18 protein-coding genes are annotated in these 23,101 nt (G+C 63.6%); 10 read left to right on the top strand and 8 right to left on the bottom strand.

Annotated elements, in window-relative coordinates; genetic code table 11:
• Positions 1–85 precede the first annotated feature (85 nt).
• Entirely contained in the window at positions 86–601 is a 516-nt protein-coding gene (locus C8K61_RS21600) for a DUF4136 domain-containing protein (protein ID WP_108098352.1), read from the bottom strand.
• On the opposite strand from C8K61_RS21600, the gene C8K61_RS21595 reads away from it, so the two are divergent.
• Positions 600–2,177: a methyl-accepting chemotaxis protein gene (locus C8K61_RS21595; protein WP_146174327.1), complete on the top strand. Its 1,578-nt coding sequence runs from the start codon at positions 600–602 to the stop codon at positions 2,175–2,177. The genes C8K61_RS21600 and C8K61_RS21595 overlap by 2 nt on opposite strands.
• 99 nt (positions 2,178–2,276) lie before the next feature.
• On the opposite strand, the gene mdoH is transcribed toward C8K61_RS21595, so the two are convergent.
• Both mdoH and C8K61_RS21585 read right to left on the bottom strand, forming a co-directional pair.
• Positions 2,277–4,826 (bottom strand): glucans biosynthesis glucosyltransferase MdoH, encoded by a 2,550-nt coding sequence (gene mdoH, locus C8K61_RS21590; RefSeq protein ID WP_108098350.1) that lies wholly within the window; start codon positions 4,824–4,826, stop codon positions 2,277–2,279.
• A complete protein-coding gene (locus tag C8K61_RS21585) occupies positions 4,819–6,564 on the bottom strand; it encodes a glucan biosynthesis protein G (RefSeq protein ID WP_108098349.1) in 1,746 nt (581 codons plus the stop codon). The genes mdoH and C8K61_RS21585 overlap by 8 nt, the downstream gene beginning before the upstream one ends.
• Positions 6,565–6,930: 366 nt before the next feature.
• On the opposite strand from C8K61_RS21585, the gene C8K61_RS21580 reads away from it, so the two are divergent.
• The 3 genes from C8K61_RS21580 to C8K61_RS21570 are packed head-to-tail and all read left to right on the top strand — an operon-like array spanning position 6,931 to position 10,726.
• On the top strand, positions 6,931–7,503 hold the full coding sequence (locus C8K61_RS21580; protein WP_108098348.1) for a (2Fe-2S)-binding protein: 573 nt from the start codon (positions 6,931–6,933) through the stop codon (positions 7,501–7,503).
• A complete protein-coding gene (locus tag C8K61_RS21575) occupies positions 7,500–8,489 on the top strand; it encodes a xanthine dehydrogenase family protein subunit M (protein WP_108098347.1) in 990 nt (329 codons plus the stop codon). The genes C8K61_RS21580 and C8K61_RS21575 overlap by 4 nt, the downstream gene beginning before the upstream one ends.
• The gene (locus C8K61_RS21570) at positions 8,486–10,726 is read left to right on the top strand and encodes a xanthine dehydrogenase family protein molybdopterin-binding subunit (protein WP_108098346.1); all 2,241 of its coding nucleotides are present in this window, start codon (positions 8,486–8,488) and stop codon (positions 10,724–10,726) included. The genes C8K61_RS21575 and C8K61_RS21570 overlap by 4 nt, the downstream gene beginning before the upstream one ends.
• Positions 10,727–10,760: 34 nt before the next feature.
• Here the strand turns inward: C8K61_RS21570 and C8K61_RS21565 are convergent, their stop codons facing one another.
• Positions 10,761–11,987, bottom strand: coding sequence for an MFS transporter (locus C8K61_RS21565; protein ID WP_108098345.1), 1,227 nt, complete (start codon positions 11,985–11,987; stop codon positions 10,761–10,763).
• A 648-nt stretch (positions 11,988–12,635) separates the two neighbouring features.
• Here C8K61_RS21565 and C8K61_RS21560 point away from each other — a divergent pair.
• The 3 genes from C8K61_RS21560 to C8K61_RS21550 are packed head-to-tail and all read left to right on the top strand — an operon-like array spanning position 12,636 to position 15,240.
• Complete coding sequence (locus tag C8K61_RS21560; protein ID WP_108098344.1) at positions 12,636–14,090, top strand: cytochrome ubiquinol oxidase subunit I; 1,455 nt, start codon at positions 12,636–12,638, stop codon at positions 14,088–14,090.
• On the top strand, positions 14,080–15,087 hold the full coding sequence (gene cydB / locus C8K61_RS21555) for a cytochrome d ubiquinol oxidase subunit II (RefSeq protein WP_108098343.1): 1,008 nt from the start codon (positions 14,080–14,082) through the stop codon (positions 15,085–15,087). The genes C8K61_RS21560 and cydB overlap by 11 nt, the downstream gene beginning before the upstream one ends.
• A 12-nt stretch (positions 15,088–15,099) precedes the next feature.
• Positions 15,100–15,240, top strand: coding sequence for a DUF2474 domain-containing protein (locus tag C8K61_RS21550; protein WP_108098342.1), 141 nt, complete (start codon positions 15,100–15,102; stop codon positions 15,238–15,240).
• Between the two features lie 11 nt (positions 15,241–15,251).
• On the opposite strand, the gene C8K61_RS21545 is transcribed toward C8K61_RS21550, so the two are convergent.
• Positions 15,252–16,376, bottom strand: coding sequence for a class I SAM-dependent methyltransferase (locus tag C8K61_RS21545; protein ID WP_108098341.1), 1,125 nt, complete (start codon positions 16,374–16,376; stop codon positions 15,252–15,254).
• A gap of 224 nt (positions 16,377–16,600) precedes the next feature.
• On the opposite strand from C8K61_RS21545, the gene zapE reads away from it, so the two are divergent.
• Positions 16,601–17,683: a cell division protein ZapE gene (gene zapE, locus C8K61_RS21540; protein WP_108098340.1), complete on the top strand. Its 1,083-nt coding sequence runs from the start codon at positions 16,601–16,603 to the stop codon at positions 17,681–17,683.
• A 75-nt stretch (positions 17,684–17,758) separates the two neighbouring features.
• Here the strand turns inward: zapE and C8K61_RS21535 are convergent, their stop codons facing one another.
• Positions 17,759–18,610 (bottom strand): SDR family NAD(P)-dependent oxidoreductase, encoded by an 852-nt coding sequence (locus tag C8K61_RS21535; RefSeq protein ID WP_108098339.1) that lies wholly within the window; start codon positions 18,608–18,610, stop codon positions 17,759–17,761.
• A 173-nt stretch (positions 18,611–18,783) separates the two neighbouring features.
• Here C8K61_RS21535 and C8K61_RS21530 point away from each other — a divergent pair, with 173 nt between their 5' ends.
• Positions 18,784–19,560 (top strand): ferredoxin--NADP reductase, encoded by a 777-nt coding sequence (locus C8K61_RS21530; protein WP_108098338.1) that lies wholly within the window; start codon positions 18,784–18,786, stop codon positions 19,558–19,560.
• A gap of 151 nt (positions 19,561–19,711) precedes the next feature.
• On the opposite strand, the gene C8K61_RS21525 is transcribed toward C8K61_RS21530, so the two are convergent.
• Complete coding sequence (locus tag C8K61_RS21525) at positions 19,712–21,031, bottom strand: aspartate aminotransferase family protein (RefSeq protein ID WP_108098337.1); 1,320 nt, start codon at positions 21,029–21,031, stop codon at positions 19,712–19,714.
• 337 nt (positions 21,032–21,368) lie between these two features.
• Here C8K61_RS21525 and C8K61_RS21520 point away from each other — a divergent pair, with 337 nt between their 5' ends.
• Complete coding sequence (locus C8K61_RS21520; RefSeq protein ID WP_108098336.1) at positions 21,369–22,160, top strand: aldolase; 792 nt, start codon at positions 21,369–21,371, stop codon at positions 22,158–22,160.
• 99 nt (positions 22,161–22,259) lie between these two features.
• Here C8K61_RS21520 and urtE read toward each other — a convergent pair whose 3' ends face one another.
• Positions 22,260–22,958: an urea ABC transporter ATP-binding subunit UrtE gene (gene urtE, locus C8K61_RS21515; RefSeq protein ID WP_108098335.1), complete on the bottom strand. Its 699-nt coding sequence runs from the start codon at positions 22,956–22,958 to the stop codon at positions 22,260–22,262.
• Positions 22,959–23,101 lie beyond the last annotated feature (143 nt).

Genomic DNA, 23,101 nt, shown 5'->3' with positions numbered 1-23,101 from the left:
GCTCCTGAGATAAAGGTGGGCAGAAGAATAGCCACTGTCCGCGCGGGGCTGAACCGCGCAGCTGTTTGCGGATATGTCGCGCCGTTCAGGGTTTGGCCGGCGGGAATTCTTCCAGCAGTTTTGCCACACCCTGGTCGAACGCTTGCTGGGTGAACTGCGGGTTAGTGAACTGCCGGCTGATCTGCGCCTGGAACAGCACGCGCTGGTCGCGGCTGTCGAGAATGCGCAGGGCCAGCACGGCGGTTTCGTCGTTGGTCATTTCGGTCTGGGTGTAGATCGCGCCGTTGCTGCCCATCACCGGCCGCAGCTCGATACCCTCCTGTGCCTGGGTGCCGAGGGCATAGATCACCTGCATGTCGGCGCCGTTGTCCTGGAGCACGTAACCCTTGGCTTCCAGCGCGCGTTGGGTGGCGCTGTTGAAGCGCTCTTCCAAGTCGACCCGATGACCCTTGGTGCGTACCGGTTTGATGGTGAAGCTGCGGTACACCTGAGCGCTGGGTGGCGCCTGGCTGATACGGTCGCTGGGCTGGTTCACCGGCCCGTTGCTACAGGCGCTGAGAAGCAGGGTGGCGAGCAGGGGAAGCAAGAGCGTGGCGCGCATGGGCGGTCCTCGACAGGGGGCTGGCTCAAGCCTAGACGCTGCGCACCAAAAGGGGCCCGGCCTTTGGATCAGGCCATCAAAAGTGGGCAGGTTTTTCTGCGGGGGGGGGATGCCACACCCCAGAAAAACTGGCGTCAGCGTAGTGGCACTGTGCTTGCACGGCTGTGGGCCTAACAGGGAGAACACAACTATGTTGCTAATGCGCACCAAAGCCCGTCGCGCGGAAGACGACGGCGCCTTGAGTCTGCTGGTGGACAACCTTGACCTGACCAGTCAACTGTCCGACCTGCAGCCCATCAATACCCGCCTCAATGGCTTCACCCGTGCGCTGCACCAGCGCCTCGGCGACAGCCTGGCGGCCTCGGTGGATATCGCCGCCCACGCTCCGGAACTGGCGCGTATCGCCAGCGAAACCGAAGCCAGCGGCCAACGCCTGGCCCAGGCTTCCGAACTGATCGCCAGCGCCAGCGAAGAAGTCAGCACCACCCTCGACAGCGAGCTGGTGCCGGGCGCCGCCCAGGTGGCGAAACTGGCGGCGGAAGTCTCCGGCACCTTGCGCAGTTGCCAGCAGACTGGCGACGAAGTGCTGCGCCAGGTGGATGCCATCGACGCCAGCGAAACCCAACTGGAAGGGGTGATTACCCAGCTCGTCGGCCAACTGGAAGAAGTCAGCCAGGTGCTTGGGGTGATCGCCAGTATTTCCCAGCAGACCAACCTGCTGGCGTTGAATGCCGCCATCGAAGCGGCACGCGCGGGCGAGCATGGCCGTGGTTTTGCCGTGGTCGCCGATGAAGTGCGGCGCCTGGCCGGGCATACCACCGAGGCCACCGGCAAAGTCAGCCAGATCATTGAGCGGTTTCGCGATGGCATGGCTCAGCTCGGCACCGCCGGCCAACACATGCACAGCGCCGTCGCCGATGGCCGTGACGGCATGACGCGCATGGGCGAAGACCTGCGCCACACCCGCGCGGCCATGGACCAACTGGACCAACGGGTCGGCCATATCGCCGCCGGCACCGAACAGATCGGCATTGCCGTGCACGCCATCAATGGCGACGTGCAGAACATCGCCGGGGTTGCTGCCGACCTGCTGGGCAAGGCCGGCCAGGTGCTGACCCACAGCCAGGCAGTGCGCAGCAGCGGCGACAAACTGCTCGACGGCCTCGGCGCTTTTCGCTTGCAGATTCACAAAGAGGTGCAGGCCAGCGTCGAACGCCTGGCCATGGAAGCGGCGCTGCATGGTGAATTGGGCCGGGCCGAAGAGTTTCTGCGCGACACCTTGCAGCGCGACCCGCGTTTCGAGCTGTTCTACCTGGTGGGCAGCGACGGCACGCAACTGAGCGAGAACGTGTTTGCCGCAGGTTTGGCCAAGGGCGACAGCTGCAAAGGCCGCAACTGGGCACAACGGCCGTGGTTCCGCGCGGTGGCTGAGCAATTGGGCAGCCACATCACCCCGGTGTACCGCTCCTCGGCCACCGACGCGTTCTGCTTCACCGTGTCGGTACCGGTGTTCACCGCCACGGGGCAGTTGCAGCGGGTGTTGGGCGCGGATGTGCGGTTGTCGGCGTTGGTGTGAGCCCCCTACAACCGATCAAAAACATCGCGGCTGAAGCCCCTCCCACAAAAAACCGAGATCTGTGTGGGAGGGGCTTCAGCCGCGAGCCTTTGATCTTCATTACGCCGGCACCGCACTCCCCGTCACCGCCGGCAACGGCAACAACGGCGCATGGGGATCTTTGGCTATCGTCTCGCGCCAGCTCTGAATCCAGGCCCCCGGCTCTTCTTCTTCCCACACAGCGGCATGCAACCGCGCCATCGCCACCGGGTCGCTGAGCAGGGCCATGCGTGCACTGCCGTCCAACTGCTGCGGGCCGACTTTCAGGGCGTGGCGCACCTGCTCGGTACGCTGCCATTCCAGCGGCTCAGCCTGACGGTGACGCGCCGTAGCCAACGCATAGGCGAGGGCGTTCTGCTTGGGGTCGACCACCGCATGCACAAAGCCGTTATGCAGGGCATGCCAGTTGTTTTCGTGGTTGTACTCGTCGGTGGCCAGCAACTCTTTGGGAGGCGCGTATTCCTCGGGGATCAGGAACAGTTGCTCGTCCTTGGCGCGTAACCCCAGGCCCACCCGGCTGGACAACACCGACAGCGGAATCGACAGCATCAGCGAGCCGACAATCGGCGCCAGCCACCACAGAAAACTCGGGTTCAGCCAGGCCACCAACGCCGTCCACAACACCCCCAGCAGGGTTTGCGGGCCGTGACGTACCGCGGCTTCGCGCCAACTGGTGGAGCCGTCATCGCGGCTCGGCGAGTGCCACACCGCTTCCCAACCGAGAAACGCCGCCAGCACAAAACGGGTGTGGAACAGCATGCGCACCGGCGCCAGCAGAATCGAGAAGAGCATCTCCAGCAGCATTGACGCGGTTACCCGCAGCTTACCGCCATAGGCCTTGGCGCCTTTGGCCCAGACCAGCACCACGCTCAGCAGCTTGGGCAGGAACAGCAGCACCACGGTAGTGGAAAACAGCGCCACGGCTTTTTCCGGGTGCCACTGCGGCCACAGCGGATACAGCTGGCGTGGCTCCATAAAGTACTGCGGCTCCATCAGCGTGTTGGTCGCCAGCAGGGCGGTGGATAACAGCAGAAAGAAGAACCACAGCGGCGCCGACAGGTACGACATCACCCCGGTCAGGAACACCGCGCGGTGCACCGGGTGCATGCCCTTGACCATGAACAGGCGGAAGTTCATCAGGTTGCCGTGGCACCAGCGGCGGTCGCGTTTTAGCTCATCGAGCAGATTGGGCGGCAGCTCTTCGTAGCTGCCAGGCAGGTCATAGGCGATCCACACGCCCCAGCCGGCACGGCGCATCAACGCCGCCTCGACAAAGTCGTGGGACAGAATCGCCCCGGCGAACGCGCCCTTGCCGGGCAACGGCGCCAGCGCGCAGTGCTCGATAAAGGGCTGCATGCGGATAATCGCGTTGTGACCCCAGTAGTGCGATTCGCCCAGTTGCCAGAAGTGCAGGCCGGCGGTGAACAACGGCCCATAGACGCGGGTGGCGAACTGCTGGATGCGTGCATACAAGCTGTTCATGCCCGAGGCGCGTGGCGCGGTCTGGATGATGCCGGCGTCTGGGGTCGCTTCCATCAAACGCACCAGGCTGGTCAGGCAGTCGCCGCTCATCACGCTGTCGGCATCCAGCACCACCATGTAGCGGTACTCGCTGCCCCAGCGCCGGCAGAAGTCGTCGAGGTTGCCGCTTTTGCGTTTTACCCGGCGGCGTCGACGGCGATAGAAAATTCGCCCGAAGCCCTGGGCTTCCCGGCACAGATCCAGCCAGGCCTGTTGCTCGGCCACGGCAATGTCGGCGTCGTTGCTGTCGCTGAGCACGAAAAAATCGAAGTGCTGCAACTCGCCGGTGGCCGCCACCGATTCATAGGTGGCGCGCAGGCCGGCAAACACCCGCGCCACGTCCTCGTTGCAGATCGGCATGACGATGGCGGTGCGGGCCTCGGCGGCAATCGGTTCGTGACCGGCGCTGGCTCCGGAGATGCGGTATTTGTCGCGCCCGGTGAGCAGTTCGAGAAAACCCATCAGTGCGGTCCAGAACCCCGCCGACACCCAGCAGAACAGAATGCCGAACAACAGCAGAATGCTGCCTTGGAGGAAATACGGCAGCACCTGGGTAGCGGTCTGCAGCAGGGTTTGCTGGCGCACTTCTTCCCACTCGAAAAACGCCCAGCCCTGGTACGGCATGATGCCTTTCATGTACCAGCCCGCCACCAGCGTCTGGCCAAGCATCAGCACCAGCAGGATGTAACGACGCAGGGAACCGACATGCCGCCAACGCGCCGACGGCAGTTGCCGTTTCGGCGGCGCCGGCGGGTTTTCCTTGCCGCGCAGGTTGCGCCACAACCGCACCAGCACATTGGTCCGCCACGGCTCGGGAATCACCCGGGTGCGTTTGATCGGCGGCGTGGCTTTCAGGCGCACGCGGCCCTCGGCATCGCTATCGAGCATCTGCGCATCGGTGCTGAGCAAGGTCAGACGCTGCGCCACCGAAGCCTGCACCGCCGCCTGGTTGTCCGCCACCGGTTGTGCGGCCAGGCGCCGGTGCACTTCCAGCAACGAGCGACTGCCACTGAGCTCGGCGCGCTGGTCTTCGCTCAGCGGCAGATGGGCCAAGTATTCGCGGACGGTGATGGCGGCGGGCTTATTCATCGGCGGGCAACTGGTTACTCCAGGTTTCGCTCAGCACCTGTACAGGGGGCGCTGGCGGTGCGGGCAGGTCCTCGTTGACCGGCGCCGCGGGTGCGCTGGTCGGCGTGGCCGAGGCGCTGGCATCAGCAACTGCGGGTGGCGCTGGCGGTGGCGTCGGTTTGGCTTTGGGCTGCTCTTCATCGACCGCCGCCGGCACTTCCACCGGCAGGTCCTTGACCAGAGCGGCGCGCATTTCCACCGGCTTGCTCGGGTCTTTCACCTTGAACCGCAGGGTCAGGCGCCAGCCCTTGGTTTCCGGGTTGTAGCGCACGTTGTTTTCCATCAGCTTGGCGTTGTCATCCAGGCTGATTTCGCTGCGTACCGGGGCATCTTCGAGCAGGGCTTTGAGTGCCGGGCCTTCGAAGTCGACCAGGAACGCCACGCTGCCATCGGGCTCGCGAATCAGGTTGGACTGCTTCACATCGCCGGTGGAGCGCAGAGTCTGTTTCACCGAGGCCAATTCCGGCGAACCCAGCGAGGCCTCGTCGGCGCTCCAGTGCAGGCGGTAGCTGAAGTCGATGGGCTGGCCAGCTTCCGGTAGCTCGGCCGGTTTCCAGAAGGCGACGATGTTGTCGTTGGTTTCATCGGCGGTGGGAATCTCCACCAGGTTGACCGTGCCCTTGCCCCAATCGCCCTGGGGTTCGATCCAGGCACTGGGGCGCTGGTCGTAGCGGTCATCGAGGTCTTCGTAGTGGGAGAAGTCGCGGCCACGTTGCAGCAGACCGAAGCCTTTAGGGTTCTCCACGGCAAAGCTGCTGACGCCCAAGTGCTTGGGATTGTTCAGCGGCCGCCAGATCCACTCGTCATTGCCGGCATGAATCGACAGGCCGCTGGAGTCATGCAGTTCGCGGCGGTAGTTGAGGGTTTTCGGCGGCTGGTTGGCGCCGAACAGGAACATGCTGGTCAGTGGCGCCACACCAAGCTGGGCGACGTTCTCGCGCAGGTACATGCGCGTTTTCACATCCACCACCGAGTCGGTACCAGGGCGCAGCACCAGGCGATAAGCGCCGGTGGCACGCGGCGAATCCAGCAGGGCGTAGATCACCAACTGCTTCTCACCGGGCTTGGGCCGCTCGATCCAGAACTCGCTGAAGTGCGGGAATTCTTCACCCGAGGGCAGGGCGGTATCGATGGCCATGCCGCGCGCCGACAGGCCGTAGGTCTGGCCCTTGCCGACCACGCGGAAATAGCTGGCCCCGAGCAGGGTCATGATCTCGTCCTGCTTATCGGCCTTGTTGATCGGGTAGAGCACCCGAAAGCCGGCGTAGCCCAATTGCTCGGTGGCTTTGGCGTCGAACTTGAGGTCGCCGAAATCGAAGCGGCTGGGGTCGTACTTGATTTCACTGACGGTGGTGGCGGTGACTTCGTTGATCTTCACCGGCGTATTGAAGTGCATGCCCTGGTGATAGAACGACAACTTGAACGGCGTTTGCAGGTCCTGCCACTCAGCCTTCTCGGGGCGAAAACGGATCTTCTGGTAGTCGGCGAATTTCATGTCGCTGAACTCGCTGGGCAGGTTGCTCTTGGGCACCACGTACTTCTGTGCGGCCAGGGCTTTGGCCTTTTCTGCCACATCGTCGAGGCTGAAGGCCCAGAGCTGGCCGGCGGCCAACAGGGTCAGTACGGTCGTGGTGGTGGTCAGGGTTTGACGCAGTCGTTTACGTTTGCCGGTAGCGGCATTAGGGGTGCTGAAAGTCACAAGGCCTCCTCGCGGTAATCAGGGTTGCCAACGGAGTTGCTAAGGGTGCTAAGCGAGTTGGCGGGACAAGGTTCCGACTGCCGTTTTTTTCCGATGGTTCCCCCTGTAAGCGTCAAGGACGGGGCGGCGCTGCGGTTACGGGCCCTTTTCCCGGCAAGCGAAGCGGGGCGATGCGAGGGTTTACGGGGGCTGTAGGTGCTATGGCCATTTGCCGGGTAGTGCGATGAATGGTCACCTGTGTCCAGCGGTTGCAAACGCGTCCGGAAAAAACCTGAACACATCCTTTTGCCGCCAAGTCGTAACCCATAGACGCAGCCAACTGCGCCGCCGTTTTTTCACGCGGCAGCCGATTACCGTGAGGCCTCTATGACGACCACCCAGGCAGGGCAGGGCGATGACCTGTTCGCCCCGCACACCCTTCGTTTGAACATCAACGGCGAGCAGCGCCGTGTGCAGGTGCAAGCCTGGACCACACTGCTCGACCTACTCCGCGAACAACTGCACCTCACCGGTACCAAGAAGGGCTGCGACCACGGCCAATGTGGCGCCTGCACGGTGCTGCTGGATGGCAAGCGCATCAACAGTTGCCTGACCCTGGCGGTGATGCATGACGGCGCCGAGCTGACCACCATCGAAGGGGTGGCCAATGGTGATGAACTGCATGCCTTGCAGCGCGCCTTTATCAAGCACGACGCCTTCCAGTGCGGCTATTGCACGCCCGGGCAGATCTGCTCGGCGCTGGCCATGGCCGGGGAAAACCACGCCCACAGCCGCGCCGATATCCGCGAGCAAATGAGCGGCAACCTGTGCCGCTGTGGCGCCTACAACAACATTCTCGCGGCCATCGAAGAGGCCTTGCCGGCCTGCCGCGGCGAGCTGGAGACCAGCGCCCCGGCGCTGATTGACCCAGCCCTTATCAACAAAGGGGATGCGGCATGAGCCCGTTCACCTACGCACGGCCCACAGCGGTGGACGAGGCGCTGCAACTGGCAGGCCCGCACGCGCGGTTTATCGCCGGCGGCACCAACCTGATCGACCTGATGAAAGAGAACGTCGAGCGCCCGCAACGGCTGATCGACATCACCGGGCTGCCTCTGCATGAAGTGACGGACACCATGGATGGCGGCCTGCTGATCGGTGCCCTGGTGAGCAACAGCGAGCTGGCTTGGCACCCGCGCGTCGAGCACGATTACCCGGTGCTGGCCCAGGCGATTCTGGCCGGCGCTTCGCCGCAGTTGCGCAACATGGCCAGCACCGGCGGCAACCTGCTGCAGCGCACCCGCTGCCAGTATTTCTACGACACCGCCACGCCGTGCAACAAACGTGAACCTGGCTCGGGCTGCAGCGCGCGCCACGGTTTGAACCGCAACCACGCGATTCTCGGTGCCAGCGAACACTGCGTGGCCACTCACCCCTCCGACATGTGCGTGGCCCTCGCCGCGCTGCAGGCGGTGGTGCATGTGGCGGGCCCGCAAGGTAGCCGGCAGATCGCCTTCGCCGACTTCCATCGCCTGCCAGGCGATGAGCCGCACCGCGACAATGTGCTGGCGGACAACGAGCTGATCACCGCCGTCGAATTGCCCGCTGCCGGGTTTGCCGGCCACAGCCACTACCTGAAAGTGCGTGACCGCGAGTCCTACGCCTTCGCCCTGGTATCGGTGGCCGCCGCGCTGGATCTCGACGGCCATGTGATCCGCGAAGCACGCCTTGCCTTGGGCGGCGTCGCGCACAAACCCTGGCGCAATACCGATGCCGAAGCGGTGCTGGTGGGCAAGCCGGCGACGGTAGCGAATTTCCGCCTGGCCGCCGACCTGCTGCTCGATGGCGCCAATGGCCTGGGGCGTAACAGCTTCAAAATTCAACTGGCGCGGCAGGCCGTGGTGCGTGCCCTCACCGATGCCGCGCAAGCCGGGGAGGCCGTATGACTGCCACCGTCAAACCTTTCAGCGTGCCGCTGGAGGCGCCCATGGGCGTACCGATGGACCGTGTCGACGGCGTCGCCAAGGTCACCGGCGGCGCGCAATACGCGGCGGATTTTCACAGCGCCGAGCTCACCTACGGCTGGGTGATTTCCAGCCCCATCACCCATGGCCGCATCGTTGCTATCGACGCCCGTGCGGCCTTGGCGCTGCCGGGCGTATTGCTGGTGCTCAGCCACCTCAACCGCCCCGCGCTGGCCAGCTACGACGAGTCCTATAGCGATGCCGATGCTGCCGACGGCTCGCCGTTCCGGCCGTTGTACAACGACCGCATTCTCTACAGCGGCCAGCCGGTGGCGCTGGTCGTGGCCAAGACCCTGGAGCAGGCGCGCATGGCCGCTGCGCAGGTGCAGATCGACTACCACAGTGAGCCGCATCAAACCGACTTGAACGCGCAGCTGGGCAAGGCCCACAAAGCCCCCGCCGAGTTACCCAAACTTCGCGGTGATGTGCCTGCGGCACTGGCCCGTAGCAGCGCCACCGTGGAGGTGGAATACCGCACGCCGGTCGAGCACCACAACCCGATGGAGCCACATGCCTCCACCGTGATCGTGCAGCCCGACGGCGGCCTGCTGATCTACGACAAAACCCAGGGCACGCAGAACTGCCGCACTTACGTTGAGCAGGTATTTGGCCTCGAGCCTGGTAGCGTGCGGGTGGTGGCGCATTTTGTCGGCGGCGCGTTTGGCTCCGGCCTGCGCCCGCAGTACCAGCTCACTCTGGCGGTGATGGCCGCGCTCAAGCTCAAGCGTTCAGTGCGCCTGGCCCTGACCCGCCAGCAGATGTTCACCTTCGGCTACCGCCCGCCGACCGTGCAGCGCCTGACGCTCGGCGCCGATGCCGACGGCAAGCTACAGGCGGTGAAGCACCAGGCCGTCGCCCAGACCTCGCGCTTCGAAGACTTCACCGAACACCTGGTGGAGTGGTCCGGCATGCTCTATCACTGCGACAACCTGGCCCTGGATTACCAACTGGTGCCGCTGGATGTGTTCACCCCACTGGACATGCGCGCCCCCGGCGCTACCTCCGGGGTCTTCGCCCTCGAATGCGCGATGGACGAGTTGGCCTACGCGGCGAATATCTGCCCGCTGCAACTGCGCCTGCGCAACTACACCGAGCGCAACCAGAACGAAGACAAACCCTATTCCAGCAAAGCCCTGCGCGAGTGCTACAGCGAAGGCGCCGAGCGTTTCGGCTGGGCCAAGCGTTCGCCCGAACCGCGCAGCATGCGCGATGGCCATGAGCTGCTGGGCTGGGGCGTGGCCACCGGGGTGTGGGAAGCGATGCAACAAAAAGCCAGTGCCCGTGTGGTGCTCGACGGCGATGGCCGCCTGCACGTGAGCAGCGCCACCACCGATATTGGCACCGGCACTTACACCGCCCTGACCCAGATCGCCGCAGCCGCCATGGGCGTGAGCAGCGACAACGTGCAGGTGCTGATCGGCGACTCCAGCCTGCCCACCGCACCGCTGCAAGGCGGCTCGTTCACCATCTCCTCGGTGGGCAGTGCGGTGCAGCAAGCCTGCACAGCCTTGCAGAAACAGCTCCTGGAGGCAGCGCAGGAAATCGACGATTCGCCGTTTGCCGACGTCAGTCGGGACCAGGTCGAGTTCGTCGACGGCCAGCTGCTTCTGAAGGCCGACCCCAGCCAGCAGCTGGCGCTGGCCGAGATCGTGCGCAGCAGCAGCAGTGCGCAGATGCAGGCCCAGGTGGACGCCGAGCCCGATGCAAAAAAACGCGAACCCTACGCCACCGCCACCCATTCGGCCGTGTTCGTGGAGGTGCGGGTGGACGAGGCCTTGGGCAAAGTGCGCGTCAGCCGGGTGGTCAGCGCCATCGCGGCGGGGCGGGTGGTCAACCCGAAAATCGCGCGCAGCCAGATTCTCGGTGGCGTGGTCTGGGGTATCGGCATGGCCCTGCAGGAAGAGACGCAGATGGACCATGAACTGGGCCGCTTTATCAATCACAACTTCGCCGAATACCACGTGCCGGTGCATGCCGATATGGGCGAGATCGAGGTGATTTTTGTCGATGAGCAGGACAGCATCGTCAACGCCCTGGGCTCCAAGGGCGTCGGCGAAATCGGCCTGGTGGGCGTTGCCGCGGCCGTCGCCAATGCCGTGTATCACGCCACCGGCAAACGGATTCGCGAGCTGCCGATCACCCTCGACAAGCTGCTTTGATCGTCTCGTTGGGCTTCGCTGCGCTCAACCCAACCTACTTGTCTGGCGCGCTCAAGGTTTCGCGCTGCGCCAGGGTCGGGAACAGCTTGTACCAGGTGCCGGTGATCAGCAGGGTGCCGACCCCGCCGAGCACCACGGCATTCACCGTGCCCAGCCAATGCGCGGTAAGCCCGGACTCGAACTCACCGAGCTGATTCGACGCGCCGATGAACAAACCATTCACCGCACTGACCCGGCCGCGCATGGCGTCCGGGGTTTCCAACTGCACGAAGGCGCCGCGGATGACCATGCTGATCATGTCCGCCGCGCCGAGAATCGCCAGCACCAGCAGCGAGAACCAGAAGGACGTCGACAGGCCGAAGGCGATAGTCGCCACGCCAAATACGCCCACCGCAATGAACATCACCCGGCCGACCTTGCGCTTGATCGGGAAACGCGCAATCCAGAACGCCATCAACAACGCCCCCACCGCCGGCGCCGAACGCAGCATGCCCAGGCCCCAGGGGCCGGTGAGCAGAATGTCCTTGGCGAACACCGGCAGCAGCGCAGTGGCACCGCCGAGCAGCACGGCAAACAGGTCCAGGGAGATGGCGCCGAAGATGTCCGGGCGGCTGCGGATAAAACGAATACCCGCCAGCAGCGAATGGATCGACGGCCGCTCCTGATTCAGCTTGGCCTGGTTTTTCGGCAGGCTGAGCATCAGGCAGCAGGCGATGACATACAGCGCCGTGGTTGGCGCATAGACCCAGATGCTGCCAAAGGCATACAGAAAACCACCGAGCGCCGGGGCGACGATGGTGGCGGTCTGAATCGCCGACGACGACGCGGCAATCGCCGCCGGAAACAACGCTGCTGGCACCAGGCTGGGTAGCAACGCCTGGGTCGCCGGCATTTCGAAGGCGCGGGTACTGCCGAGCAGGAAGGCCAGCACGAAGATCATCTCGCGGGTGACGTCGCCGCTGGTGCTGCCCAGCACCAGGGCGAAGGCGATCATGGCTTGGCAGGCTTGGCAGATGGCAGCCACCTTGCGCCGGTCATAACGGTCGGCGACGTGGCCGGTGTGCAGCATGAACAGCACCCGCGGGAGGAACTCCACCAGGCCGACCCAGCCCAGGTCCATGACATTGCCGGTGAGTTGGTACATGTGCCAACCGATGGCGACGGTGAGCATCTGGAAGCCACTGGCGGTGCAGACGCGGGCTAGCCAGAATTTCAGGAATGGGGTTTGGTGACGGAGCAGCTGCGAGCCGGATGTGGACATGGCGTAGGGAGTCTTGGGTCGGGCGGGGGAGGAGGGGCGACAGGCTAGCATGAGGTGGGTTGAGAGTGGCTTGGGGCGGCCACTGATCGCCCGGTTTTTGTTTGGTGTTTTTCTGGGTTATCGCGTGGGCTGGGCGTTTTGTTTCGCGCCTTACGCGCGACCTACTTTTCCAGTCGCGGAAAAGTAGGCAAAACGCTTGCCCCCACCTTGGGTTTTCACTGCGTGAAAACTCCCCTCGCTCCGTCGCCGCTCCAGGGGCCGGAAGGAGGGGACCCGAAGCGCAGCGTAGGGCCGAGGTTGGGGCAAGATTTTTTGGATTTTTTTTTATGGTTCGGCTCACCGACGACTGGAAAAAGAAACTCGCGCGTAAGGCGCGAAACAAAACGTTCAGCCAACGCGGTAAAGAAGAACTCCACCAATTCAATCCAATCCAAAGCTTCGCGCGACAATCCACCACATAATCCCCAATCCCCTAAACGCGCTAGGCTTTGACCTACGTCAGTACACCCATTCGTACTCCGTGCCGGGTCCCTGGCCCACCCTTTTATAGGCCCGCCATAACAATAATTTCCTGAACCGATTGCCATTTTCCGGGGCTAACACAAGGTCCGGAGAACGCTCGCTGACCGTTTTTGATGAGGAATATCCATGTTTGGCTTAGAGGCGCTGGATCTGGCACGCATGCAGTTCGCGTTCACCATTTCCTTTCACATCATCTTCCCGGCCATCACCATCGGCCTGGCCAGTTACCTGGCGGTGCTCGAAGGTCTGTGGCTGAAGACCAATGACGAAACCTACCGCGACCTGTACCACTTCTGGTCGAAGATCTTCGCCGTCAACTTTGGCATGGGCGTGGTCTCGGGCCTGGTCATGGCCTATCAATTCGGCACCAACTGGAGCGCGTTCTCCGACTTTGCCGGGGCGGTCACCGGGCCGCTGCTGACCTATGAAGTGCTTACGGCCTTCTTCCTCGAAGCCGGTTTCCTTGGCGTCATGCTGTTTGGCTGGAACCGCGTAGGCCCTGGGCTGCACTTCTTCGCCACAGTGATGGTGGCCATCGGCACGCTGATTTCGACCTTCTGGATTCTCGCCTCCAACAGCTGGATGCAGACCCCGCAGGGCCACGCGATTATCGACGGCCGGGTGGTGCCGATGGATTGGTTTGCGATCATTTTCAACCCGTCATTCCCCTATCGCCTGCTGCATATGTCCACCGCCGCGTTCCTCGCCACGGCGTTTTTCGTCGGCGCGTCGGCGGCCTGGCACCTGCTGCGCAAGCGCGACAACCCGGCGATCCGGCGCATGCTGTCGATGGCCATGTGGATGGCGCTGATCGTCGCCCCGGTCCAGGCGGTGATTGGCGATTTCCACGGCCTTAACACCCTCAAGCACCAGCCAGCCAAAATCGCTGCCATCGAAGGCCACTGGGAAAACGTCGGTGACGAGCCGACCCCGCTGATCCTGTTTGGCTGGCCAGACATGAAAGCGGAAAAGACCCGCTTCGCCGTGGAGATTCCCTACCTCGGTAGCCTGATCCTGACCCACAGCCTGGACAAACAAGTGCCAGCGCTGAAGGAGTTCAAGCCCGAAGACCGGCCCAATTCCACCATCGTGTTCTGGTCATTCCGGGTCATGGTCGGCCTCGGCTTTCTGATGATTTTCTGCGGGCTGTGGAGCCTGTGGCTGCGCTTTCGCGGCAAGCTGTATGAGTCCCGACCGTTCCTCTACCTGGCGCTCTGGATGGGGCCTTCCGGGCTGATCGCGATTCTCGCCGGCTGGTTCACCACTGAAGTCGGGCGCCAGCCCTGGGTGGTGTACGGCCTGATGCGCACGGCGGACGCCTCGTCCAACCACAGCTTCGCGCAGATGAGCCTGACCCTGATTCTGTTTGTGGTGGTGTACTTCGCCCTGTTTGGCGTCGGCCTCGGTTACATGGTGCGTCTGGTGCGTAAAGGCCCGGTCACCGACGAGGGCAAGGAACAAGGTATTGGCGGTCCTGGCCAGCACCGCACCCCGGCGCGGCCGTTGTCGGCACCGGGTGAAGGCCTGGAAGCTGACCAGAACCATGATGGCAACGACGGGAGCACTACCCATGGGCATTGATCTTTCACTGATCTGGGCGGTGATCATCGTCTTCGGCATCATGATGTACGTGATCATGGACGGCTTCGATCTGGGCATCGGCATCCTCTTTCCGTTCGTCAAAGACGACGGCGAGCGCGACATCATGATGAACACCGTGGCACCGGTCTGGGACGGTAACGAGACCTGGCTGGTGCTCGGCGGCGCGGCGCTGTTCGGCGCCTTTCCGCTGGCCTATGCGGTGGTCCTCAGCGCCCTCTACCTGCCGCTTATTTTCATGCTCCTGGGGCTGATCTTTCGCGGCGTGGCCTTCGAGTTCCGCTTCAAGGCCAAAGAGCGCAAACGGCATATCTGGGACAAGGCCTTTATCGGTGGCTCGCTGACGGCAACCTTCTTCCAGGGGGTGGCGCTGGGGGCGTATATCGACGGCCTGCCGGTGGTCAATCGCACCTACGCCGGCGGCTCGCTGGACTGGCTGGCACCGTTCCCGATCTTCTGCGGCTTTGCCCTGATCGCTGCCTACGCGCTGCTCGGCTGCACCTGGCTGATCATGAAAACCGAGGGCCGTTTGCAGGGCCAGATGCATGACCTGGCGCGCCCCTTGGCCTTCGTGTTGCTGGGGGTGACCGGGGTGGTCAGCCTGTGGACGCCACTGGCCCACGCGGAAATCGCCGAGCGCTGGTTCAGTCTGCCCAACCTGTTCTACTTCCTGCCGGTGCCCTTGCTGGTGCTGGTGACCTTCTACGGCTTGCTGCGCACGGTGCACAACAACCGTAACTACTCGCCGTTCATTCTGACCCTGGTGCTGATCTTCCTCGGCTACAGCGGGCTGGGCATCAGCCTGTGGCCGAACATCATCCCGCCGTCGGTGAGCATCTGGCAGGCCGCCGCGCCGCCGCAGAGCCAGGGCTTCATCCTGGTCGGGGCGCTGTTCATCATCCCGTTCATCCTCATGTACACCGCCTGGAGCTACTACGTATTCCGCGGCAAGGTGACACCGGATCAGGGCTACCACTAGGGAGAGCCGCTAATGGACGACACCGAGAAAAAACCGCTGTGGAAACGCCTCGGCTGGCTGGTGGCGATCTGGACGGCCAGCGTGCTGGCGTTGGGGGCGGTGTCGTATTTGCTGCGGATGTTTATGCATGCAGCGGGGATGACCACGCCATAACGCTCGATGGCCTACTTGATCGCTTTCAGAATCACAAACTTAGGATTCGCCGCCACCTGCTCAACCCCGCGAAACAGGCGCTTGAGCTTGGCGTGGTAACCGAGGTGGCGGTTACCGACTATCCACAGCTCGCCGCCTGTCACCAACGCCGCGCGGGCTTGCTGGAACATGCGCCAGGCGAGGAAATCACCGACCACCTGCTGCTGGTGGAAGGGCGGGTTGCACAGCACGATATCCAGTGAATCTTCCGGCTGGTCGGCCAGACCGTCGCCGGCGCGGATCTCTACCGGCCGGTCTGCCAGCGCCGCGCGCCAGTTTTCCTGAGCCGACTGCACCGCCATATACGACTCATCCACCAGGGTCAGCTGTGCCTCGGGATTGTTCAGGGCGCAGGCGATGCCGAGTACGCCGTTGCCGCAACCGAGGTCGGCGACCCGTGCCGTGCCCAGGTTTAGCGGCAGGTGCGGAAGGAAAGCGCGGGTGCCGATGTCCAGGCCTTCACGGCAGAACACATTGGCGTGGTTGAGCAGTTCCAGGCGGGGGCTGTCGAGCAGGTAGCGGCTGGGGTAGGGCGAGGTCACTGCGGGTTTATCCACCGGCGTGACCAGCAGCAGGCGGGCTTTTTTCACTGCCAGCGAAGCCTGCACCGGGCCGATGTACTGCTCCAGCAGATCGCCTGCACTGCGCGGCAAATGTTTGACCATACCGGCCGCCACCACGCGCGCGCCGGGGGCGAGTTGGCCGTGCAGGCGAATCAACTGTTCTTCCAGCAGGGCCAGGGTTTTCGGGATGCGGATCAGCACCCAATCAAACGGGCCGCTCACGGTTTGGCTGGCGGGCACGAACTGCACGCTGTCGGCGGGTAACTGGTTGCACGCCAGGTTGTTGGCCAGCGCCAGTGCGCCCAGGTGAGAGTCGCCGCTGCTGATCACCTGTGCCTTGCCCACCAGGCTGGCGGCCAGGGCGCCGAAGCCGTCGTTGAGCACCAGCACCCGCGCGTCAGTGGCCAGGCCTTGTTCGGCCAGGTGGTTGAGCAGGTACTCGTCCGCCGCATCGAAGGCCTGCAACGGGTCATCGCGTTGCGGCGGCTGGCGGAACAGGTCGAGGGAGGCGAAGGGCGTGGTGAATACAGGCATGGCACAAACCGCAGGGGAGCAAGGGCGGCAATGATGGCTGATGTGGGGGAGGCTGTCACACCGAAACAGCCCCTCACCCCCGGCCCCTCTCCCGCAAGCGGGCGAGGGGAGACCAGCAGACCGCGTTCAGTTCCCCTCTCCCGTTTACGGGAGAGGGGCTAGGGGTGAGGGCCGCGCCGAACGCAACCGCGTATGCTCCCCCTTCATCCGTCTGGACCTCGTTCATGCAACCCCTGGCCGCCTACCACCACGCCATCAGCCAAAACGGCTTCTTCCCCGACGCCGCCCAACAGCAAGCCGCTGAAGCCTTGCAGCAGTGCCATGACTCGCTCAACCACGGTGTCTACTTATGGGGCCCGGTCGGCCGTGGCAAAACCTGGCTGATGGACTGCTTTTTCCACAGCCTGCAGGTGCCCGCGCGACGTCAGCATTTCCATCACTTTATGCAGTGGGTGCACCAGCGCCTGTTCCAGCTCACCGGCACGCCCGACCCGTTGCGCGCCCTGGCGGTCGAGCTGGGTCAGGAGCTGCGGGTGCTGTGTTTTGATGAGCTGTTTGTCAGCGACATTGGCGACGCGATCATCCTCGGCAACCTGTTTACCCTGATGTTCGAACAGGGCGTGGTGCTGGTCGCCACCTCCAACCAGCCGCCGCAGCAGCTATATGCCGACGGCTTCAACCGCGAACGGTTTGTGCCGGCGATTGCGGCCATCGAAGCGCATATGCAGGTGGTGGCAATTGATGGCGGTGAAGACCATCGCTTGCACCCTGGCGTAGCACTGCAGCGCTATTGGCCCAGCGCCGAGGGCGCGCCGTTGGCCGCTGTGTTCGCAGCCTTGAGCGACGGGCAGGCGGTGGAGCAGGGCGCGCTAAACGTGGGCAATCGCAGCCTGGTGACCGAGGCCTATGCCGACAGTGTGCTTTGGTGCCGTTTCGCCGAGCTGTGTGAGAAGCCGTTTGCCGCAACGGACTTTATCGCCCTGTGCGACCGCTTCGGCGCCATTCTGCTCAGTGAGGTGCCCAACCTCAGTGGCCAGCAGCGGGCGGCGAAAATTGCTCGCGGTACCGAGGATGGCGTGCAGCAAGTGCTGGCGGGGGATCGGCAGCTGCCGGCGCTGTCGGCCAGCGATGACAGCGTGCGGCGGTTTATCGCCTTGGTGGACGAATGCTACGACCGCCGAGTGCCGCTGTATGTGCAGGCCGAGGTGGCGCTCGAGGCGTTGTACACCGAGGGCTACCTGGCCTTCGCCTTTCGCCGGACTTTGAGCCGGTTGCAAGAGATGCAACTGGCGCGGTTTGGGTCTTGACGAGCATCGCGGCTGAAGCCGTTCCTACAGATCGCACAATTCGTAGGAGCGGCTTCAGTCGCGATGCTGTTGAGGTCAAGTCCCCGACTGGATATTGCTCGGGTCCAACGACCCACCCGCCTCACGCTGCGCGGCCAGCCGCGCGCCTTCTTTGGCGGTGAGGCTGTACAGCTGCTCGGGGTTGGCCACGCGCAGTTTCAGCGCCATGGCTTCGATGCCTTCGGCAATCGGAATCTCGCGTTGGCGCTCTGCCAGGCCCGCGAGAATCTGCTCGGCCGCCACTGCCACGTCCATACCGTTTTCAATATTCGGGTCGGAATGCCCACGCGCGCTGCCATCGCCCGAGAGTGCGTTGACCGCCACCGAGGTGTGCACCGAGCCCGGCAGAATCACGCTGACGGCAATGCCGTAAGCCTCTTCCACTTCGGCACGGATCGCGTCGAAGTAGCCGATTACCGCGTGCTTGGCGCCGCAGTAGCCAGTGCGCAGCGGCGTGCCGACTTTACCGGCCACCGAGCTGACTACGGCCAGGTGGCCGCCACGGCGCTCGGCCATTTTTGGCAGCAGCAACTGGGTGAGGGCCAGCGGCGCCATGTAGTCCACTTCGATCAACTGGCGGTACACGTCCAGGTGGGTGTCCAGCGCCAGGCTGCGTTGGCTGACGCCGGCGTTGTTGATCAACAGGTCGACCTGACCGCTCCAGGCCCACGCGCGTTCGACCACGTCTGGCAGGGCCGGGTAGTCGGTGCTTTCAAACGGCAGCACCAGGCAGCGCTCTGGCGCCTGGGCGGCGACGCGGTTGAGTGCTTCGACCCGGCGGCCCGACACAATCACCTTCGCGCCTTGCTGTAGAAAAGCGTTGGCCAAGGCCTCGCCAATGCCGGATGAGGCGCCGGTGATCCAGATGGTTTTTTGAGCGAATGACATGGGCGTTTCCCCGCTTGTTGTTGTGCGCCAACACTCTGCCGATTGCCCGCAGGCGTCCATGGCTTACGCGGCCAAAGTCTTGGCTGCACCGGCTAAAACCCTATGCTTTGCGGGTATTGCCCGGCGCCACTTTGCGCGACACTGCGCCCTCGGCTCTGACAGGACCTGTGTGTATGACCGCTAGCGACGATAAGTTCACCCGCGAAACCCTGCTGGATGTGCGGCCCTGGTCGCCCACCCTGTTCAGCCTGCGCACCACCCGTGATGCCGGCTTTCGTTTCCGCGCCGGGCAGTTTGCCCGTCTGGGCGTGCAGAAGGCCGATGGCAGTGTGGTGTGGCGTGCCTATTCGATGCTGTCGGCACCCCATGACGAGCACCTGGAGTTCTTTTCCATTGTGGTGCCGGGCGGCGAGTTCACCAGCGAGCTGAGCCGTTTGCAGGTGGGCGATGAGCTGTTGGTGGAGCGCCAGGCCATTGGTTACCTGACCCTCGACCGCTTTGTCGACGGCCGCGACCTGTGGCTGATCGGCACCGGCACCGGGCTGGCGCCGTTCCTGTCGATCCTGCAGGACTTCGAGGTGTGGCAGCGCTTCGACCGAGTCGTGCTGGTGTATAGCGCGCGCACCGCGACCGAGCTGGCCTACCAGGACATGATCGCCGGGCTGATGCAGCGCGAGTACCTGGCTGAGTACGCCGACAAGTTTGTCTACGTTCCGATCGTGACCCGTGAAGAAGTGCCCGGCGCCTTGCACGGGCGGGTGACCGGGTTGATTGCCAATGGCGAGCTGGAAAAGGCCGTGGGCCTGGAGCTGACGCCGGAGCATTCGCGGGTGATGCTGTGTGGCAACCCGCAGATGATTGAAGACTGCCGGGCGGTGTTGAAAGAGCGGGATATGCAGCTGAGTTTGACGCGCAGGCCAGGGGCAGTGGCGGTGGAGAATTATTGGTAGAGCGTAGGTTGGGTTGAGCCAAAGGCGAAGCCCAACGATACGCAAGAATTCGCCATTACACCGCTTTCAACAGGACGCCTGCACGCCCCCGGTCGTCCTGTTTGGTTGCGCAAGCGGGCTGCCTTATTCGTATCGTTGGGCTTCGCTTTGCTCAACCCAACCTACGCGAAAACTCGCCAATTACCTCATCAAAAATCGCCAGCGCTTGGGCCACTTGCGCTGGGTTGACGATGCACGGCGGCACCACATGAATGCGGTTTTCGACGATGAATGTGAGCAGCCCACGGGCCTGGAAGGCGGCTTTCATCTGCGCCATCACCGGCGCCGCCAACGGGGTTTTCTTGACCCGGTCGCTGACCATTTCCAACGCCCAGAACAAACCAATACCACGCGCCTCACCAATCAACGCATGCTTGGCCGCCAGCGCCTTGAGGCCTGGGCCGAGGTGGTCCTGGCCGATCATCCGGGCGTTGTCGACGATGCCCTCTTCTGCCATCACATCCAGGGTGGCGACGATGGCGGCCATCGCCAGCGGGTGACCGGAGTAGGTCAGGCCACCGGGGAAAAAGCGGTTCTCGTAGAACTCGGCAATCGGCTGGGAAATCATCACGCCACCGGCCGGCACGTAGCCTGAGTTGACGCCTTTGGCGAAGCAGATCAGGTCCGGCACTACGTCGAAATTATCCATCGCCAGCCAGGCGCCGGTGCGGCCGAAGCCGGCCATCACTTCGTCCAGAATCAGCAGCATGCCGAACTCGGTGGCCAGGGCGCGCACGCCCTCCATATAGCCTTTTGGCGGCACCAGAATGCCGGCGGTGCCGGGTACGCTTTCCATCAGAATCGCGGCGATGGAGTTGGCGCCCTGGCATTCAATGACACGGCGCAAGTGCTGCAGGGCGCGCTCGCATTCTTCCTGTTCGGTAGTCGCATAAAACTCGCTGCGGTACAGATAGGGATTGAAGAAGTGCACATGGCCACGGGCGAATTCGTTGGGAACGCGGCGCAGGTCGCCAGTGGCGGCGATCGCCGAGCCGGTGCTGCCGTGGTAGGAGCGGTAGGCCGAGAGAATCTTGTCGCGGCCGGTGAATTGGCGGGCCATGCGCATGGCGTTTTCGTTGGCATCGGCGCCAGCGTTGGTGAAGAACACCTTGCTGAAATTGCTCGGCGCATGGCTGAGGATGCGCTTGGCTGCTTCACCGCGCATCAGGTTGGCGGTGGCGGGGGCCACGGTGACCAGCGAGCCGGCCTGTTGCTGAATGGCGGCGATCACTTTCGGGTGCTGGTGGCCGATGTTGGTGTTGACCAACTGGCTGCTGAAATCCAGGTACTGGGTGCCGGCGTAGTCCCACAGCGTGCAGCCTTCGCCACCGGCGATCACCAGTGGGTTGAGGGCGCTCTGGACCGACCAGGAATGGAACACGAATTGGCGGTCGAGGGCGTGGACGTATTCGTTGGTGATTTCGCTGCTCATGGCGGACCTCAAGAGGTGGGCATTGGAATGGGGCCACCTTAGGAATAAACGTCACCGGGGTCGTAGGGCCAGATGGGGGGAATGGGTGGGTCAGGGGATTTGTGTTTGCAGCGGCCCTCACCCCCGGCCCCTCTCCCGCAAAGCGGGAGAGGGAGGCAAACGGTGATATGGCCACGTACGCGGTCAAGTTCCCCTCTCCCGCTTGCGGGAGAGGGGCTAGGGGTGAGGGCCGAATCTACCGCCGATCCATCTGGCCCACGCACCCCATGCATCTGCCCCTACTCATTCGCCATCACGCCGCTAGGCTTACCCCATCGCCCGTTAAGGAGTCCTCCCCATGGCCCACGCTTTCGAACTCAACCGTGCCCCTGCCGCCGAGGTATTGGCCGCTGACCTCAACACACCGGCCATCCGCGAAGCCCGCGTCGACCTCGCCGCCTGCTTTCGCATGGCCGCCCGCCTGGGCATGGGCGAGGGCATCTGCAACCACTTTTCGGTGGTACTGCCGGGGCACCCCGAGCTGTTTCTGGTCAACCCCTATGGCCTGGCGTTCGCCGAAGTCACGGCCTCGTCCCTGTTGATCTGCGACTTCAATGGCCGCGTGGTGCTGGGCGAGGGCAAACCCGAAGCCACGGCGTTTTTTATCCACGCCCAGCTGCACCGCCTCAACCCGCGTGCCACGGCGGCCTTCCATACCCATATGCCTAACGCCACCGCACTGTGCATGCTCGAAGGCGAGCCCTTTGTGTGGGCCGGGCAGACGTCGCTGAAGTTCTACGGGCGCCTGGCAGTGGACGAGCACTACAACGGCCTGGCGCTGGACAATGCCGAAGGCGAACGCATCGCCCGCGCGGCAGGGGACGCCGATGTGGTGATGCTGAAAAACCATGGCCCGCTGGTGCTGGGGCCGAGCATTGCCGAGGCCTGGGATGACCTCTACTACCTGGAGCGGGCGGCCGAGGTGCAGCTCAAAGCCATGGCCAGTGGCCGCGCGTTGAAGGCGGTGCCCCACGAGATTGCCGAGGCGGCGGGCAAACAGATGTTGATCGGCAATGCCGAGAGCGCGCGGTTGCATCTGGATAGCGTTAAGCGGCAGCTGGCGAAGACGGAGGCAGAGTTCGCCTCGTAACGGCTTTTGATCTTTGTGGGAGGGGGCTTTAGCCGCGATGCTTTTAAAGATCAAAGGCATCGCGGCTAAAGCCCATCCCACAAGATGTTGTGTTGGCGTTTAAATCGCCACCAACCCGCGAACGCCGTCGGCTTCCATGGTTTCGCCACGGCCTTGCTGGACGATCTCGCCGCGCGACATCACCAGGTACTGGTCGGCCAGTTCGGCGGCGAAGTCGTAAAACTGCTCCACCAGCAGAATCGCCATATCGCCACGGGCGGCGAGTTTTTTGATCACCACGCCGATCTCTTTGATCACCGAGGGCTGAATGCCTTCGGTGGGTTCGTCGAGAATCAGCAGGCGCGGTTTGCTCGCCAGCGCGCGGCCGATGGCCAACTGTTGTTGCTGGCCGCCGGAAAGGTCGCCACCACGGCGCTGTTTCATTTCCTTGAGCACCGGGAATAGCTCGTAAATAAACGCCGGCACTTCCTTGGCTTGCGAACCGGGGAAGCGCGACAGGCCCATCAGCAGGTTCTCTTCCACGGTCAGCCGGCCGAAGATCTCGCGGCCCTGCGGCACGTAGGCGATGCCCGCGTGCACGCGCTGGTGTGGCTTGAAGCCGGTGATGGCTTTGCCTTCCCACTGCACGGCGCCTTCCTTGGAAGGAATCAGGCCCATCAGGCATTTCAGCAAGGTGGTTTTGCCCACGCCGTTGCGGCCCAGCAGGCAGGTGACTTCGCCGACCTTGGCCTCGAACGACAGGCCCCGCAGGATGTGGCTGCCGCCATAGAATTGATGAAGCTTTTCGACTTGTAGCATGGGTGTGTCCTTTGTTCTTTTCGTGCTGTGCGAAGAGCCTGAAACCCTCTCCCCCGGCCCCTCTCCCGCAAGCGGGCAGAGGGGAGCAAAGCAAACCGCGATCAGTCCCCTCTGCCCACGAAGTGGGAGAGGGCTAGGGAGAG

The sequence above is a fragment of the Pseudomonas sp. GV071 genome (assembly GCF_003050835.1).
In the GTDB taxonomy this organism is placed as follows: Bacteria; Pseudomonadota; Gammaproteobacteria; order Pseudomonadales; family Pseudomonadaceae; genus Aquipseudomonas.
Note: the sequence above shows the minus strand (reverse complement) of the source record. Positions and strands in the feature narration are given on the sequence as shown.

Excerpts from the sequence above, each read along its gene's own strand:
- C8K61_RS21595 (WP_146174327.1), top strand. The coding sequence starts at position 600 with ATGGGCGGTCCTCGACAGGGGGCTGGCTCAAGCCTAGACGCTGCGCAC.
- C8K61_RS21600 (WP_108098352.1), bottom strand. The coding sequence starts at position 601 with ATGCGCGCCACGCTCTTGCTTCCCCTGCTCGCCACCCTGCTTCTCAGC.
- mdoH (WP_108098350.1), bottom strand. The coding sequence starts at position 4,826 with ATGAATAAGCCCGCCGCCATCACCGTCCGCGAATACTTGGCCCATCTG.
- C8K61_RS21580 (WP_108098348.1), top strand. The coding sequence starts at position 6,931 with ATGACGACCACCCAGGCAGGGCAGGGCGATGACCTGTTCGCCCCGCAC.
- C8K61_RS21575 (WP_108098347.1), top strand. The coding sequence starts at position 7,500 with ATGAGCCCGTTCACCTACGCACGGCCCACAGCGGTGGACGAGGCGCTG.
- C8K61_RS21570 (WP_108098346.1), top strand. The coding sequence starts at position 8,486 with ATGACTGCCACCGTCAAACCTTTCAGCGTGCCGCTGGAGGCGCCCATG.
- C8K61_RS21565 (WP_108098345.1), bottom strand. The coding sequence starts at position 11,987 with ATGTCCACATCCGGCTCGCAGCTGCTCCGTCACCAAACCCCATTCCTG.
- C8K61_RS21560 (WP_108098344.1), top strand. The coding sequence starts at position 12,636 with ATGTTTGGCTTAGAGGCGCTGGATCTGGCACGCATGCAGTTCGCGTTC.
- cydB (WP_108098343.1), top strand. The coding sequence starts at position 14,080 with ATGGGCATTGATCTTTCACTGATCTGGGCGGTGATCATCGTCTTCGGC.
- C8K61_RS21550 (WP_108098342.1), top strand. The coding sequence starts at position 15,100 with ATGGACGACACCGAGAAAAAACCGCTGTGGAAACGCCTCGGCTGGCTG.
- C8K61_RS21545 (WP_108098341.1), bottom strand. The coding sequence starts at position 16,376 with ATGCCTGTATTCACCACGCCCTTCGCCTCCCTCGACCTGTTCCGCCAG.
- zapE (WP_108098340.1), top strand. The coding sequence starts at position 16,601 with ATGCAACCCCTGGCCGCCTACCACCACGCCATCAGCCAAAACGGCTTC.
- C8K61_RS21535 (WP_108098339.1), bottom strand. The coding sequence starts at position 18,610 with ATGTCATTCGCTCAAAAAACCATCTGGATCACCGGCGCCTCATCCGGC.
- C8K61_RS21530 (WP_108098338.1), top strand. The coding sequence starts at position 18,784 with ATGACCGCTAGCGACGATAAGTTCACCCGCGAAACCCTGCTGGATGTG.
- C8K61_RS21525 (WP_108098337.1), bottom strand. The coding sequence starts at position 21,031 with ATGAGCAGCGAAATCACCAACGAATACGTCCACGCCCTCGACCGCCAA.
- C8K61_RS21520 (WP_108098336.1), top strand. The coding sequence starts at position 21,369 with ATGGCCCACGCTTTCGAACTCAACCGTGCCCCTGCCGCCGAGGTATTG.
- urtE (WP_108098335.1), bottom strand. The coding sequence starts at position 22,958 with ATGCTACAAGTCGAAAAGCTTCATCAATTCTATGGCGGCAGCCACATC.